16 protein-coding genes are annotated in these 16796 nt (G+C 33.6%); 4 read left to right on the top strand and 12 right to left on the bottom strand.

The annotated features are described in order from the left end of the window. Positions 1-7: 7 nt before the first annotated feature. The 5 genes from uppS to vprA all read right to left on the bottom strand — a co-directional run bounded on the left by uppS (position 8) and on the right by vprA (position 4936). Positions 8-742: an undecaprenyl pyrophosphate synthase gene (gene uppS / locus LDM92_RS00900; RefSeq protein WP_223901632.1), complete on the bottom strand. Its 735-nt coding sequence runs from the start codon at positions 740-742 to the stop codon at positions 8-10. A gap of 4 nt (positions 743-746) precedes the next feature. After that, positions 747-1304: a ribosome recycling factor gene (gene frr, locus LDM92_RS00895; protein ID WP_045928214.1), complete on the bottom strand. Its 558-nt coding sequence runs from the start codon at positions 1302-1304 to the stop codon at positions 747-749. Beyond that, complete coding sequence (pyrH, locus tag LDM92_RS00890) at positions 1297-2028, bottom strand: UMP kinase (RefSeq protein ID WP_045928215.1); 732 nt, start codon at positions 2026-2028, stop codon at positions 1297-1299. The genes frr and pyrH overlap by 8 nt, the downstream gene beginning before the upstream one ends. A 159-nt stretch (positions 2029-2187) precedes the next feature. Next, on the bottom strand, positions 2188-3099 hold the full coding sequence (locus tag LDM92_RS00885) for an ROK family protein (protein WP_223901631.1): 912 nt from the start codon (positions 3097-3099) through the stop codon (positions 2188-2190). 379 nt (positions 3100-3478) lie between these two features. After that, positions 3479-4936: a vinyl phenol reductase gene (vprA, locus tag LDM92_RS00880; RefSeq protein WP_223901630.1), complete on the bottom strand. Its 1458-nt coding sequence runs from the start codon at positions 4934-4936 to the stop codon at positions 3479-3481. A gap of 217 nt (positions 4937-5153) precedes the next feature. On the opposite strand from vprA, the gene LDM92_RS00875 reads away from it, so the two are divergent. Further along, positions 5154-6275, top strand: coding sequence for an acyltransferase family protein (locus LDM92_RS00875; RefSeq protein WP_223901629.1), 1122 nt, complete (start codon positions 5154-5156; stop codon positions 6273-6275). A 49-nt stretch (positions 6276-6324) separates the two neighbouring features. Here the strand turns inward: LDM92_RS00875 and LDM92_RS00870 are convergent, their stop codons facing one another. Continuing rightward, positions 6325-7062, bottom strand: a complete 738-nt coding sequence (locus LDM92_RS00870; RefSeq protein ID WP_223901628.1) for a MurR/RpiR family transcriptional regulator — start codon at positions 7060-7062, stop codon at positions 6325-6327. A gap of 147 nt (positions 7063-7209) precedes the next feature. Between LDM92_RS00870 and LDM92_RS00865 the strand changes: the two genes are divergently transcribed. After that, positions 7210-9081 carry a glucose PTS transporter subunit IIA gene (locus LDM92_RS00865; RefSeq protein ID WP_223901627.1) on the top strand — a complete coding sequence of 624 codons (1872 nt, stop codon included), beginning with the start codon at positions 7210-7212 and terminating at the stop codon, positions 9079-9081. Positions 9082-9093: 12 nt separating this feature from the next. Beyond that, positions 9094-10575 (top strand): glycoside hydrolase family 1 protein, encoded by a 1482-nt coding sequence (locus LDM92_RS00860; RefSeq protein WP_223901626.1) that lies wholly within the window; start codon positions 9094-9096, stop codon positions 10573-10575. A gap of 171 nt (positions 10576-10746) precedes the next feature. On the opposite strand, the gene LDM92_RS00855 is transcribed toward LDM92_RS00860, so the two are convergent. The 6 genes from LDM92_RS00855 to LDM92_RS00830 form a co-directional block, all read right to left on the bottom strand. Further along, positions 10747-11373: a nucleoside/nucleotide kinase family protein gene (locus tag LDM92_RS00855; RefSeq protein ID WP_223901625.1), complete on the bottom strand. Its 627-nt coding sequence runs from the start codon at positions 11371-11373 to the stop codon at positions 10747-10749. Between the two features lie 103 nt (positions 11374-11476). After that, positions 11477-11659, bottom strand: a complete 183-nt coding sequence (locus tag LDM92_RS00850) for a hypothetical protein (protein ID WP_223901624.1) — start codon at positions 11657-11659, stop codon at positions 11477-11479. 107 nt (positions 11660-11766) lie between these two features. Continuing rightward, positions 11767-13023: a protein NO VEIN domain-containing protein gene (locus LDM92_RS00845; protein WP_223901623.1), complete on the bottom strand. Its 1257-nt coding sequence runs from the start codon at positions 13021-13023 to the stop codon at positions 11767-11769. Positions 13024-13190: 167 nt separating this feature from the next. Continuing rightward, the gene (tsf, locus tag LDM92_RS00840; protein ID WP_223901622.1) at positions 13191-14066 is read right to left on the bottom strand and encodes a translation elongation factor Ts; all 876 of its coding nucleotides are present in this window, start codon (positions 14064-14066) and stop codon (positions 13191-13193) included. Positions 14067-14105: 39 nt separating this feature from the next. Next, entirely contained in the window at positions 14106-14909 is an 804-nt protein-coding gene (gene rpsB, locus LDM92_RS00835; RefSeq protein WP_109586409.1) for a 30S ribosomal protein S2, read from the bottom strand. Positions 14910-15065: 156 nt separating this feature from the next. Continuing rightward, positions 15066-16097, bottom strand: a complete 1032-nt coding sequence (locus LDM92_RS00830; RefSeq protein ID WP_223901621.1) for a GIY-YIG nuclease family protein — start codon at positions 16095-16097, stop codon at positions 15066-15068. A gap of 58 nt (positions 16098-16155) precedes the next feature. Between LDM92_RS00830 and LDM92_RS00825 the strand changes: the two genes are divergently transcribed. Then, entirely contained in the window at positions 16156-16770 is a 615-nt protein-coding gene (locus LDM92_RS00825; RefSeq protein WP_223901620.1) for a lysophospholipid acyltransferase family protein, read from the top strand. Positions 16771-16796 lie beyond the last annotated feature (26 nt).

Below are 16796 nucleotides of genomic sequence, written 5' to 3'. Positions count from 1 at the left end.
TATTTACCTAACTATCCGATTCATCGACTTTACCGAAACGTCGATGACGATTTTGAAAATCAATAACAAATTTTTCTAGATCTGCTCTAGTAAAATCAGGCCAGTTTTTCTTACTAAAAGCAAGCTCTGAATATGCTAATTGCCATAGCATGAAATTAGAAATTCTTTGTTCACCAGATGTTCTGATCAATAAGTCTGGATCACTGTATTTACCAAAACTTGCAGTCATCAATCTCTGAGAAATCATTTTTTCAGAAATTTCATCACTTGTAATACTACCCGTTTCAACAAGAGTAGCAATTTCTTTTACTGCCGTAGTAATTTCTCTTCGGGAACCATAATTAAAAGCAAAGTTCAAAATTAAGCCACTATTATTAGCTGTTTCAGCCATTGCTCGCTGCACTACATCATAGGTCTTAGAAGGTAACTCGTTTAAATAGCCCATAATGTTCACTTTGACATTTTCTTTCATTAAGGTGGGCATAAACTTATCAAAAAAGCGTACAGGTAAGTTCATTAGATATGCTACTTCTTCTTTAGGCCTACCCCAATTTTCAGTAGAAAACGCATATAAGGATAAAACTTTGATGCCTAATTGATTAGCTGCCAAAGTTATTCTTTCCACGTTATTCATGCCTTCGTAATGACCAGCAATTCGTGGTTTGCCTTGTTTTTTTGCCCAACGACCATTACCATCCATAATAATAGCTAAATGGTTTAATTGATTTTTTTTATCAGCCATTTAATTAGCCCTGGGTAATCTCTTTACGTTTTTCTTCTGCAATTTGGTCAATCTGTTTGGTAGCATCGTCAGTGACTTTTTGCACTTTCTTTTCCAAATTGCGCTGTTCATCTTCAGTAATTTCATCGTCTTTTTGTTGTTTTTTGAGACTATTCATAGCTTCACGACGAACATTTCTAATTGCAATTTTACTTTCTTCAGCCATTTTATTGACTTCTTTGGCAATTTCTTGACGCCTTTCACCAGTTAATTGTGGAATAACAAGGCGAATGACCTTACCATCATTTGCAGGAGTCAAACCTAAATTGGACGCTAAGAGTGCATGTTCAATATCATCAAGGCTATTTTGATCATAAGGTGTAATTAATAACACGCGTGGCTCAGGAATAGTCACGCTAGACATTTGCGTCAAGGGGGTTGGCGCGCCGTAATAATCAACTTTTACTCCATCTAGTAAAGCTGCGTTAGCAACACCAGCACGAATAGAGCTCAAGTTTTTTTGAAAAACAGTAATTGATTTCTTCATATTATCTTGAGCTTTTTTGATTGCGTCATTATTCATTGTTTTTTCCTCCGATTACTGTTCCAATATTCTCACCCAATACCACTTTTTTAATATTGCCTTCAGTATTAACATTGAATACGATTAGAGGAATGTTGGTATCCATTGAAAGTGAGCTTGCTGTTCTGTCCATGACTTTTAAGTTTTTAGAAATAATATCTAGTTGTGAAAGTTCACTGTATTTTTTGGCATGCGGATCAACTTTTGGATCAGCGGAGTAAACTCCGTCAACTCCATTTTTAGCCATTAGGATCACGTCAGCACCTATTTCCGCAGCTCTTAAAGCAGCAGTCGTATCAGTAGAAAAATATGGATTACCTGTGCCGCCACCCATAATAACTACGCGTCCTTTTTCCATGTGGTGAATAGCCTTTCTCCTAATATATGGTTCAGCTATTTGCCTCATTTCAATTGATGTTTGCAATCTAGTTGGTACACCTACATGTTCCAAGCCATCTTGAAGAGCTAACCCATTCATTATGGTAGCAAGCATTCCCATATAATCAGCTTGTGAGCGTTCCATCCCTAGTTTTGCGCCAGTTTCCCCGCGCCACATATTACCGCCACCACAAACGATACCAATGTCAACTCCCAAATCGTGAACAGATTTAATCTCTTTTGCTAAATGACTAATAACTGTAGGATTTATACCAGTTCCTTCATCACCAGCCAAAGCTTCACCAGAAATTTTCAAAACTATTCGCTTATACTTAACTTTAGTCATGACAACCTCCTCTATTAACTTTAGTTATTCTACCATATAAAGAGGGCAAATGTGGACTTAGAAATAAAAGAGAGAAATTTCTTAAAAAAATTTTTGGGCAAAAAAGTAAATGGAGAAAGCAAAAATCTCAAAGTTATCTACTTCGAGATTTTGCTAAAATTAATATTTATTTTCTTTATTAATTTGAAGTAATAAATTGTAAAGAGATCCATACAAATTTGAATCGTTCCTAAAGTGAGCAGAAATAATTGCCGGTTTAGTCAAAGTATCACCAATAATCGAGTTATAATCATTAACCAGCTTATCATAAGCTTTATTGATACCGCAAATTAAAATTGGTTGTGCACTTATGCCCCCACCGACAGCTATTTTATCTAAATCTACTACTGTTTGAATATTAAGAATTAAAGTTGCCACTTTTAAACAATAGTCATTAAAAATTCTAACGGCTTCTTTTTTACCGGACTTAATGGCATCAAAAGCATATAATCCGTCATTTTCATTTTGATGATTAATTTTACGATTAATTGCTTTAACAAAATTCACGCCTGAACCATTACTACCAACGGCACCTGCCATATTTTTAGGGCGGGATAAATTACTAATCATAAAACTTAATTCACCTGCTTGATAATGTGAGCCTCGCAATAGATGACCGTTAATTATAATACCGCCGCCAACGCCGGTTCCGAGCGTAATTGCAGCACAATTTGACTCACCCTTCAAACTGCCTAGCCAATTTTCTGCTAAAACGCTGGCCTTGCCATCATTTATTACCGCTACCGGAATCCTATACTTTTTACCATAAATTTCGGCAAAATCAATTCCGTCCAAAAAAGGTAATGAACCGCCAAATCTGATTTTAGTGTTTTCAATTTTCCCAGGAGAACAAAAAGCTAAGCCTTTAATATCTGAAATATAACATTTTAAAATTTGATCTATTTTTTTCAAAAACTCAGTTTTATTTTTAACAGTATCAATTTTGTCTTTTTCGATTATATTTCCTGCATAATCTAATTTTGCAAATTTAATTTCAGTTCCGCCGATATCAATACTTAAATAATTTTTCATTACACTCTTTCACACAATTCATATTAACTATTGCAAATAACTTTATTACATTATCTCAAATATTCATCTTAAACAACTATTTGACACGCGAATTAAAAAATTACCTAGCTGTTTAATTGCTAATTTGGTTTCTGAATAGTCAGATGAAATAAAAGTTAAAAAAGAAATTGTAAAAATCGCACTTGTAGAGTAGCACATGCATTTGACGTAGCCAATTCACTGTATCAAATTTATTGTATGCATTACCTAAAAAGTTGAAAAAACAGAAAAGTTAAAATTTATTATTCCCAAAAAAGAGAGATAAAAAACTAATAGACCGATGGCTAATTAGCTTCAAATTTTGCTATTAACACCTACTATTAGTCTTTTTTATTAAATCCTATTTTTGGTTAACAATATTGGCAATTTTATCTACAGCTACTCTTCCTGAGTATATGCAATACCCTGCTTCAGAACCAGGAACATTTACACCATAGGTATCACCCACAAGAACTGCTGAGGCGTCAGATCCAACAGCATATAAGCCAGATATTTGTCGACCATTCTCATCTAAAACTTCATTTTTGCGGTTTACCTTCAAACCACCCATAGTACAGTATGCTCCTACTCCTATTTCAAAAGCATAAAATGGACCCTTTTGAATAGCTTTGAGGTAATTTGCTGGTTTTTCAAAATCTTCATCTTTTTCTATAAGTGCTAACTGGTTATATCGTAGAACCGTGTTTTCTAATTTAGGCAGGTGTAGTTTTTCAGCCAACTCAGCAATAGAATTAGCTTTAGTCAAGAATGACAGGTGGTTTTTTTCGGCTTTAGAAATCATACTTCTCAACTTATCCAGTCTAGTACGATCAGAAAGCGGTTTTAGACTCCTAGGTAATTTTTTATCGGCAAATTCATCTAAGATAGACTGATCGAATATTGCGTATACCTTTTCTTGCCTGATAATTGCATTCCCAGCGTGTGCCCATATTCTAAAAACACTCTCGTCAACGAATCTCTCCCCAACTTCATTAACCCATAGCGGAGCCATTTCGCAACTGGCTATACCAATATCTGTTTTCCAAAATTTATATGAAGGTACAGTATCCTCTTTTATCTGTCCTCCAAACATCATCGCCATCCCCATTCCAAACTTTTTAGCTCCAGCATTCCATGCTAGTTGAAGACCGGAACCATCACTTTTCCCAGAGTTCATAGGAATAATTCTATTTGCATTAGAATTGAAATACTTCAAAAGCATTTTTCTGTTATTTAAGTAACCGCCCGTAGCCAGTATTACTGCTTTAGTCTTAATTTCTTTTTGTTTTTTGGTTTCAAAATCTTCAATGATTACGCCGGTAATATTTCCAATGTTATCTTGTACAAGTTTAACTACTGAAGCTGAGGTGATAAATTCTACACCGTTTTTCTCAGAATACGGCTGCAGGGAATCATGAATGGCGTGGTTACCTAAGCCTTTAAACATATGCCAAGTGTTGAGTCCTGCACCAAGTGTTGCAACACCATCGAATTTTACTCCAATATTATTTAGCCATTCAACATTTTTAGCAGACTGAGCAATGTAATCTTTCCATATCATTGTATCTGCTTCAAAATGAGAAAATTGTTGCTCTTCATGCAAAATCTCTATTTCAGAGAGATTGATTCCTTGTCTTTGCTGCATTTTACTATTTACAGCAAATATTCCTTCCACGTAATTTCCAGATCCACCAGTTGTTCGACCTTTTTCAACCACTAATGTGTTTAAGCCTTTTTCAACAGAGGCAGCAGCCGCTGCTTGACCAGATAATCCCGAGCCAACTATAACTAAGTCATAGTCATTTCTTTTTGATAACATTTTATCTCCTTACTTTTAAACCAAAATAGATACTGTCTGAAATGAGAAAGCTTTCATATTAAATAATATAACTAAATTAATAAGTTTGAAAAGTCTTATTTGAGTTATTGGCAAATTTGCTATCATTTTTTTCAGTTTTATAATAGAAAATATCACTACCAAACCTGAAACTTTTTTAAAATATAACCAGAAAGATAAGGAATTTTTAAATCAGAAAATGGAAAAATATTCATGTGAATCATTCAAGATTGCAGACATAGGTGACTATTTAAAAGTATTTGCCTGTACAGCCGTTATGGCGCAACCAATCATGTCTTTAATTATGGGCGTTGGCCAACCTTTTCATACACAAGATATTTTTGGAATTGCATATAACTTAGTCAAATATACCGCTCCTGCATTTATTTTCGGCATTTTATACTCAACAATTCGAATAAATGATTTAGCTGGTTCTTTTTCTTACAAGCTACATATGCAATCAAGCTGGTCAAATTTATTTGTGCCTACATTTTGGTGGACTTTAATCTACTTGCTGGGAATGCCCTGGTTGCAGCAGATAAGTAAATTTAATAGTTTTGCTTCTTTTTGTTGGCAATTTGTTAATGGTAATGCTGCACCGCATCTTTGGTACAACACCATGATGTTGCAATTTATTATTTTAATGCCTATATTTTGGAAAATTAGCAGTTTTGTTGGCACAAATGTCAAACGAGGTGCTATGGTTGCTCTTATTACAATTGTTCTCTATTTTGCATGGTTGCAGTTTTACGATATTTACGTTTTTCACGGTCCCCATGAAAAAAATTGGTATTTGTTAGATCGAATCTTTACTTCTTTCTTTATTTACGGCATTTATGGTGTATTAGCCTGGCAACTTAGAGGTTATGTTAATTCATTTCTATACCGGTTCTGGTGGCTAATTTTGGTAGCATTTGCCGTTTGTTTTTTCTGGACTAATTTTGAATTACACGGCTTTGGTCATCCAGTTCTCTTGACCAATGCGCCTTATTATAAACCATCAATGATGTTTTACTGTTTGGCTGTGATTGCATTAATAGCTGCTTTATATTTAGCTAATGTTAAACACAACTTGAAAACTTGCTTGAAAGTCTTTCACTTTTTAGCAACTTATGCCTATCGGGCATACTTGTCAAATGTATTTTGGAATCAACTAATTTGGCGCGGACTAAACATGAGCTATCATGCTATGTATCATCCATTCTTTACCTTTTTTGGCACCTGGATCCTGACGTGGATACTTTCCTTTACCTCAGCATATTATCTTCATATTTGGTGGTCAAAGGCAAAATCACTCTTTTACAGGTTAGTAAATAATTAATTTGTAAATAAATTATAAATTGACTTACCTTTTTAAATTAAAATAAAAATTAATTTTGAGCAATGTGTTCGATTACCATTTCAACAAATAAAGAGAAAAGTGACTGTGGGTCTATTGTTGAATTATTGGCAAATGCTTTCCCAGGTAAAACAATACAATTTTTAAAATATTTTCTTAGTTTTGTATCTGGATTAAAAGTAATTAAGTAAGTTTTAGATAATTTGCTTAGAGGTTCTGAAATATATTTTTTTATAAAAGGGTCATTACCACTGACTGAGAATACAACAAATGTATCTTCTTTCTCAATTAATCCCACCCAGTGAGAAGCAGTGACATAGTTATCGGTATAAAAACTGACTTTATTCAAATCTTGCATTCCCATTGCTAATTGTTTTGCTGGAATACTAGAATAGAAAATTCCAATTACGTAAATGTGTTCAGAATTGATTAATGCTTCTGCAAGACTATTTATTTTATGTTCTTCAATATTTTTAAAACTATTAGCAACTTCCAAATAATTAGACAAATAACTTGAATTATTTTTTTTAAAGTCAAGTCTCTGCTGTAAATAATTTTTTAATTGAAATTTGAATTCTTTAAATCCTGTGTATCCTAATTTTTTACAATATCTTTGGACTGAAGCTACTGACGTATGTGCATCAGCAGCTATTTTTTGTATTGTCATTAATTGAACATGAGCAGGATACTTCAGAACTACATTATATATTTTTTTATCTGACTTAGATAAAACAACATTATTAGGTTTTAAAAAGTTACTTAATTGCATTTACATTCCTCGCTTAACAATAATTTTATCACAATTTTTGATATTTTATCATTTTACTATTGTTAACGCTTTCAACTTGTGATACTATTTTTGTAATAAATATCATTATTTTTGATAAATTTATCTTTTGTAAAAATGGAGGTTAAAATGGACTATCATAAACTAGCAAAAATCATAATCGATGATGTTGGTGGAAGTAACAACATCAAAAGTGTAACTCACTGCATGACCCGTTTAAGATTTACTTTGAAAGATGTTTCCAAAGTAAACAAAGAAGATCTAACCAAAGTAAACGAAATACTGGGTACTGTTTACTCTGGAGGTCAATACATGATTATTCTAGGAGCTAATTTAATGCCCACTTATAATGCAGTAGTAAAAGATTTTAATTTAAATACCGAAGCACCTATTAACGAAAATTTGGATGAGCCATTAAAGACAAAATGGACATTTAAAAATTTTGGTGGAAAAATTTTAGATTTTATTCAGGCTTCAGTAACACCAATGATACCTGGATTAATAGCAGGAGGAATGTTCAAAGTTGCTTTAATACTTATAGTTACATTTATTAATCCAAACTTTGCTAAAACTTCTAGCTATTTGCTTTTATCTGCCATAGGAGATGCGCCTTTCTATTTTATGCCGATCATGGTAGCATACGGTGCAGCAACCAAACTGGGAGGAACTCAAGCATATGCTATGATGGCTACTGGAGCTTTATTGTACCCTACGTTTCATGACCTTGTTAGTCAATTAGCAGCTAATCCAAATCTTGCAAGACAGTCACTTTTTGGTTTACAAGTAAAAGTTCTCAACTACGGATCATCATTACTACCTGCTCTATTAATATCGATAGTAGCTTATTTTGCTGAAAAGTATTTGAATAAGATTGTTCCAGGTATTTTTAAATCAATTTTTGTCGGTATGGGAACAATTTTTATTTCAGGGTCACTTGGATTCCTAGTTCTTGGACCTTTAGGAAATTATCTTGGGCAAATTATAGCTTCTATAGTTATGTTTTTAAGTAAGACAGTTGGACCTTTAGCAGTTGGATTGCTGGCATCCATTTTACCATGGTTAGTAATGACCGGAATGCATACGGTTCTATCACCATTTATGCCACAGCTAATTAGTAATCCTGGTTATGACCCGATTCTTCGTCCAGCTTTTCTTCTTCATAATATGTCAGAAGGAGGAGCTAATATAGGTGTTGCCTTAAAAACCAAAAATAAAAAGTTACGCAGTCAAGCTTGGTCATTGGCTGTTGGAGCAATCGTTGCAGGGGTAACTGAGCCATCTTTATACGGTATTAACTTAAAATATAAAAAACCAATGTATGGTGTAATGGCCGGTGGCTTTGCTGGCGGTCTTGTCGCGGGTCTTCTCAATGCAAAAGCATATGTGATGGGATATTCGAATATCCTAGCACTTCCTATCTTTGAAAATACTATTGGAGCAATGATTGCGGGAATAGGTACTTCGATTCTTGTAGCTGCCTCTGTAACATTTTTCTTAGGTACTGATCAAAAAAATAATAATGACGAAAAGTTGCCAAAAATTGATAGCCACAATTATTCAAATAGTTCATACGTAGCTATTTGTGATGGAAATTTAGAGCCTTTGTCACAAGTAAATGATAAAGCATTTTCCTCAGGAGCTTTAGGAAACGGTGTAGCATTCAAACCGACTGGTAATTATGTTTGTTCTCCAGCTAATGGTAGTGTTACGGCTTTATTTCCTACTGGTCATGCATTTGGAATTACAACAAAAACGGGCGAAGAAATTTTAGTTCACATTGGTATTAATACTGTGAATCTTAAAGGACAGGGATTTGATATACTCGTTCATCAAGGAGATGAGGTTAAGGCTGGTCAGCCAATTATCAAAGTCGATCATAATTACATTGAAAATCAAGGTTATGATTTGACAACAATGTTAGTTTTTACCAATACAAACGGTAAAGAAGTACATCTTAAAGATGCTGGAAAAGTTTCAGTAGGAACAATAATAAATTCGTAAGGAGTTAAAAATATGACAAGAGAATTACCATCAGACTTTTTATGGGGAGGAGCAACCTCAGACTTTCAATATGAAGGCGGCTATCGTGAAAATGGACGTGGACTTTCTACACATGACTATGAAACTAATGGCAACCAAATAAATCCTAGACATCATACAATGGTTACATCAAGTGGTAAAAAAATTTTCCCAAAAAGTGCTTTTGTGAATGCTGATGATGTTCCTGAAAATGCCAAGCCTTTAGTTGTAGATAATCAGTATTATCCTAGTCATAATGCAGTTGATTTTTTTCATCATTATAAAGAAGACATTAAACTTATGGCTAATATGGGATTTAACGTTTTTCGTTTTTCAATATCTTGGAGCAGGATATACCCAACAGGTGAAGAAGAAACACCTAATCAAAAAGGAATAGAGTTTTATGATAATGTAATCAGTGAACTAGAAAAATATAACATTCAACCATTAATTACAATATGTCATGACGAATTACCAATTAATTTAGCAGTAAAATATGATGGGTGGAATTCAAGAAAAGTAATAGAATTATACATGAAGTATGTTCGAACTCTTTTTGATAACTTCGGAAAACGTTGTAAGTATTGGTTGACTTTCAATGAAATTAACGCTATACGAGGGTTCGGTCCTACGGGTGTACACAAAGCAAGTGGAATTGATAGATATCAAGCCGCTCATAATATGTTTGTTGCATCAGCTAAAGCAGTCATCTTAGGTCATAAAATGATGCCAAAAAGTCAGTTTGGAGCAATGTATGCAATGAGTGCTTCTTACCCTGCAACTTGCAAGCCTGAAGATATGTTTCACAATCAGTTAGAACAACGTGAAAATTGGTACTTTATCGATACTATGGGACGTGGTTATTATCCTGTATATGCAGATGAAATTTTACAGCATCATGGAATAAAAAGCCTAAAAGAAATAAAGATGGATCCCGATGACAAAGAGGTTTTAAAAAAAGGACAGCTCGATTTTATTTCTTTTAGCTATTATCGTTCAAACATTTCGAAGGATGGAGATGACTGGTTCAATGTTGGTGGTTCTCCTAATCCATATTTGAAAACTACTCCCTGGGGTTGGGGACTAGATCCTTTAGGTTTGAGATATACTATGAATATGATTTATGACAGAATACAAAAGCCTATTTTTATCGTAGAGAATGGCATGGGAGCCATTGATAAGCCAAATCAGGAAGGTTATGTTGAGGATAACTACCGCATTGAATACTTAAGTCAACATCTCTCTGCTATGGCTGATGCAATAAATATTGATAAAATTCCTTGTATCGGCTATACAATGTGGGGGCCAATTGATCTGATTTCTTTATCTACTGGAGAAATGAGAAAACGCTATGGTTTTGTGTATGTCGATATGGATGATTTGGGAAATGGTACGTTAAAGCGTACACCAAAAAAATCTTATTTCTGGATCAAGCATGTAATTGAAACCAATGGCAAAGCTCTTGATGAGAATTAAAATTAATCTTTATCAAAAAGAGTCTGGGAAAAAACTCTAACCTAACTAAAAAGGCTGACAAATCACGTCAATAAAACGTTGATTTGTCAGTCTTTTTAAATTGTGAAATTTTTTAATTTAACTTCAAAGAGCACTTTTTTCCCACACACATTATTAGTCAAAGTAACTTTTTTACTTTTTAATTATTGATGCTAATCCTGCCATAATATTTAAATATTGCTTTTCATTTTCTACAAAAGAGTCATTGTTAACAATAATATCTGCTATATCCTTTACTTTAAGTGCTCCATGCTTGATTTTGAACTGATCCTTCTTTTTGGTTCGCTCAATTATTTGTTCAAAAGTAAAGTTTTTACCGTTATCAATTGTTTGCTTTTTGTATTCTCTTTGAGCGCGAACTTCAAGAGGCGCTTCAATGTAAATGTTCATCATTTTAGAACCTAGTTCTTTTTTAAGGTAGACACCTAATTCTGAACGGTATAAGCTTTCAATTGATGCATAATGAATATTTTCATCTTGCATTTTACCTATTAAACGGTATAAGAACTCTTTAAACACCTTTTCAGTGTCTTTAGCATAAAGATTGGTGAAATCTTGTTCTGATGGATGTCCAGTGAACTGATAATTGCGTTCTATCATCATTTCTTTTTCTACTGCAATAATCTTCATTCGTTTGATACCAATGCTGTCAAAATAAATTCCAGCAGCTGATTTGCCGCTTTCACTTAATCCGCCTAAAGAAAACAAACCTTTGACAAAATTTTTACGATTTTCATAATCTTGCTCAGTAAATTCCATTTTCACGCCTCCATTAAAAACTAAAAATACTGCCCTGTAAATTAACAGCGCAGTTTTAAAGTATACACGGGGTGCTAATTTTTTGCAAGCGATTTCATTAAAATTAGGTAATTTTCATCACAAATTCGGCTCCAGTTGGAGTAGCTATGAAAATAGCACCCACTATCAGTAGGAATCCTGCAACAAAAGCAATTTTCTTTGTTAACTTTGAAAGCTGACCAGCAAAACTAAAATAGATTAGGAATGCTCCAGATATCAAAGCCAAAATCATAACCCAGAAACCCATAAATACCTCCAATTTAATCAATCTAGTAATTGTTTATTTATATTAATTATAAATATATATAAACCAAAATAATCTTTACCAGATTTAAAAAATTAAGTAAAATTTAACTAATTTTTCTTATCTTTAATCTTTACGTGAGCTAAATAAAGAGTCGGCTGTAATTTGCTCTTGTCTTCTTTAAAAGGATCTTTTAACTGTTTTATGACTGGTTGCTTATCAACAGTAAAATAAACTTGATAAATCCAATAATTTTTCAAAGCTTTTGCTTTTTCCAGTTCATTTTGCGAAATAAAAAAACTAAGCTCACCATTATTTTTTCTTTGTTCTGTGGTTTTAACTTCAATATAACGTGGAGTTCCATCTTTTTCATAGGATAATATATCATAACCTAATGAATCATCTACTTCAGATTGCCACTTTACTTTTAAATTTCCTAACTTTTTTAGATTCCTAACCTCGTAATTATAGACAATTCTTTCTCCAACCTTTCCTAATTTAGTATTTTTTTGCTCTTTAACTAAATAATTTGTCTTGCCCTTATTGTATTTTGATCTTGTTTTTTTGGATGGTTTAGAGTAATTCGTGGTTTGAACATCTATTACTATTGGATTATCATATAACTTTTTATACTCATATCTATAAATTTCTGGATTGACTGGGGTTTCAAGAGCGAAATTATTATTTTTTTGTTGATTTGGTTTGTCGGATGTGTTTAACTTTTTTACTTTTGGAAATAAATAGTAAAGATAATTACCATATTCGATGTTGGTCCAGTCCTTAACAATCTTATTGGTATTTTTAATCTCAATTAACTTCTTTTGCATTTCGAATATCGTGCTTTTTTGAAAATTACATTCTGGATAAAATTGAAAAAGAAAGTATGAAAGCGGATTCTTAGAAAAAATGTTTAAATAATTGTTTGGATAATAAACAGACAAAATTTTATATTTAAAAATACTTGTCAATGGAATTGAATCTATTCTTGCAATTGCGTCTTTGCTGTATTTTTTACCTAATTTAATTATCTCAATAATGGCATCCTTTAATTCACTGAACGATTCTTCAATATTGCTTCTTTTCCAAGCTTTTGTTGTGATGTACTTATTTCCTTTTTTACTATAGTAAATACCGAATTTTTTTGAATTTGAACCTCTTATACTGCCCAATTGAGCTAAATTAAATTCAAGTTGATAGCAAAAGCTATTTTTATTTCCCTTGCCAACAACAAAATCGTCTAATTTCATTCGATTTTTAATGTAGCTCAAGGTATATTTATTAACAAAATCGCATCTTAACTGATTAAGATTTATAGAATCCCTGTCAAATGAATCCAGCATGTAGTCAAATTCTTCTAGTTTTCTCATTATTGAAGCCTCATTTCTTGTTAAAATTATTCTCTTTATCAAATGCAGAAAGTTCCTTACTTTAAGGTTATCACTTCTTATCAATGATTTCGCCAAATTTTAGCAAACAAAAAGCTCTCATCCATACAGATAAGAGCTTTCAACTGAATATATAAAAAATATGGTATCTATTTCATTTGTTCTTTTACTTCAGCAGCAAAGTCTTCTTGCTTCTTTTCAATACCTTCGCCAACTTCGTAACGTTTGTAGCCAACAACTTCGCAGCCTTCTGATTTAGCATATTCAGCTACAGTCATATCGCCATCTTTAACGTAAGGCTGGTCTACTAAACAAATCTCACTGAGATACTTGTTTACTCTGCCCTCAACAATCTTAGGTATGATTTTAGCAGGCTTGCCTTCATTTTCAGTTTCCTTAGTGAAAACTTCTTTTTGACGATCAAAATCAGCCTTTGGTACTGAATCCTTGTTCAAGTATTCTGGATTAATTGCGGCAACGTGCATTGCAATGTTCTTAGCTGCTTCCTCACTGTTGCCTTTTAAGGTAACAACTGCAACAATTGCTCCGCCGTTGTGCTTGTAAGCACCAAAGACTTCATCATCATTCTTAATAATTAGATCAAATCGTCTTAAAGTGATTTTTTCACCAATGACAGCAGTAAGATTGGTAATTTCCTCGCCAATTGTGGAATCACCCATTGGTGATTTTAATGCTTCTTCAACGTTAGCAGGTTTAGCCGCTAAAATAGCCTTGGTCACATCATCAACTAATTTGATAAATTTATCATTAGATGAAACAAAATCTGTTTCAGAGTTAATCTCTACTACAACAGCATTATTTCCTTCAAAAGCATATTCGGCCAAACCTTCAGCAGCAATACGACCGCTCTTCTTAGCAGCTTTAGCAACACCATTTTCTCTTAAAATGTCAATTGCCTTTTCAATATCACCATCAGCTTTAACCAAAGCCTTCTTGGAATCCATCATGCCGGCACCAGTACGGTCACGTAATTCTTTTACTTGTTTAGCAGTAATGTTTGCCATTATTTTTCCTTCCAAATAAAAACTTATTAATAATTAAAACTAGTCTTCATCTGAGTCAGAAGTTTCTTCAGCTTCTACTGTTTTTTCTGCATCAGATTCAGTATCTGCTTGTTTTTCTTCTGCACCCTTAGCCATTTCCGCTTCAGCATTGTCATCATCTTGACCTTGCTTACCTTCAATAACAGCATCAGCCATTGCGCCGGAAATCAAACGAATAGCACGAATAGCGTCGTCGTTTGCAGGAATAACTACGTCAACTGGATCTGGATCAGTGTTAGTGTCGACCATAGCCACTACAGGAATTCCTAAAATATTAGCTTCATGAACAGCAATCTTTTCCTTTTTAGGATCGACTACGAATAAAACATCTGGAATTCTAGGCATATCTTCAATACCACCTAAGAATCTTTCCAATTTATCCTTTTCTTTAGTCAAAAGAGAAGCTTCCTTCTTTGGCAATACATCAAATGTGCCATCTTCTGACATTTTCTTTAAATCTTTTAATCTTTGTACTCGGCTCTGGATAGTCTTCCAGTTAGTCAATGTACCACCTAACCAACGTTGGTTAACGTAGTATTGACCAGCACGAGTAGCTTCTTCAGCAATTGAATCTTGAGCTTGTTTCTTAGTACCAACAAAAAGAATAACGCCACCATTTTGAGCAACAGCTCTTACGAATGCATAAGCATCATCTAACATTTTGATGGTTTTTTGCAAATCAATGATATAAATACCATTTCTTTGTGTAAAGATATAAGGAGCCATCTTGGGATCCCATCTTCTAGTTTGGTGACCAAAGTGGACACCGGCTTCAAGCAATTGTTTCATAGAAACTACTGACATATTAACTTCCTCCTATGGTTTTAATCCTCTCAAGCGGTCATTTCAGTATTTCACCATTTGTATGGCACCGAAATACTGATTGCTCTTGATGTTTTTTATACATATGCATAAAGGCATACGTTAAAATAATACTAGATTATTGTTTAAGATGCAAGGTTAAAAGTTAACTTTATGTTCTCTTAAAAATCTTTCCTTCCATAATCTGTTATGGTGCTTAAACCAATATTCCCTTTTAAGCGCCAACTTCTTATCTTTAAACTCTTCGTGGTAAAGCAGTTTAACCGGTCTGCGGGACTTTGTATACTTGGCACCTTTGCCGCTATTATGTGCTTTTAGTCGTTTGGATAAATCATCAGTAAAGCCACCATAGAAGCTATTATCTTTGCATAAGAGTACATAAAAATAATATCTCCTACTCTTTTGCCTTTTTGCTCTATCCGATTCCGTTTCTCTGATTATACGCTGAATTTGAGGAAGATAATTACCGTTTTTATCATGTACCTCAATGGCATCCCTTAATACCAGACCATCGCTACCGGTATGCTTAACTGCTTCAATAATTATTAAATTGCAGTTTTCTCCTCGATGAGAAACATATGGCTGTACAAGCTTAATACTCAAATCATGTTTAAGACAAAAATAGGCAATTTCATTTAAACGCTCTGGTCGATGAACCATAAATAATTTGCCTTTCATTTTAAGCAAGGCACTGGCTACAAAAATTATTTCTTCCAAATTAATTAAGATTTCATGTCGGGCAATAGCCTTTGCTGGATCAGGATTTACCTTATGATTTTGTGCAACTTTAAAGTAAGGTGGATTCACGACAATCACATCATAGGAATCTTTTCGTAAAAAAACTGGAGCATCTTTGACATTTTTTTGAAAAACCTGGATACGATTTTCCATATTGTTTAGCGATATAGAACGTTCAGCTTGTGAAGCCACTTCTTCTTGTATTTCAACCGCATCATATTTAGCACGGTTAAAATAAGCCATATACATTGTTGCTGCACAATTGCCAGCACATAAATCAGCCACTTTGGAATTATCTTTAATTGAATCTTTTGCAGTTGCCGCTAAAAGCAGCGTATCTAATGAAAAGCTGAAAGATGATTTGTTTTGGATTATTTTTAAATCATCACTGTACATATAATCAATGCGTTCATTTTTCAATAATTTTTCCATAAAAATTTGTCCTCTCTCGCAGCTCTGTTATAATATTTTACATCAATTGGAGGAAATTATGTTTTATCATTTTATTCGTCCGGTAGCTCGCTTTATAGTTTGGCTATTAAACGGACATTTACACGTTAATCATAAGGAAAGAATTCCCGAAGGCAACTATATATTAGCAGCACCACATAGAACTTGGTGGGAACCGATTTTATTCGCTTTAGCGGCAAGTCCAAAAGAATTCATGTTTATGGCTAAAATAGAATTGTTTAAAAACCCGATATTGCGGTTCATATTAAAACACGCTCATGCATTTCCAGTAGACCGTAAACATCCCGGACCTTCAGCCTTAAAAACTCCCATTAATGGCTTGAGAAAAGGTAATTATTCTTTAATTATTTTTCCCTCAGGTACTAGGCATTCATCGGAAATGAAAGGCGGCACAATTGCCATTGCTAAGTTAGCAAACAAGCCTATAGTACCAGTAGTCTATCAGGGGCCACTAACTTTCACTGGTTTATTAAAACGCAAACCTTTAGAAGTTTGTTTCGGGGAGCCATTTATGGTTGACCGTAAAATCAAACTCACTCACGAAAACGAAACATTGTTAGACAATAAACTAAAAAAAGCCTGGGATAAAGTTGACTACGAACAAAACCCAAATTTTCATTATCAACCAAAATAAAAAATTACTCTTTAAACATTAGCTCA

Origin of the sequence: Lactobacillus laiwuensis (assembly GCF_019972835.1) — a bacterium.
GTDB classification, from domain to species: domain Bacteria; phylum Bacillota; class Bacilli; order Lactobacillales; family Lactobacillaceae; genus Lactobacillus; species Lactobacillus laiwuensis.
This window is presented reverse-complemented; position numbering and strand designations above follow the sequence as displayed.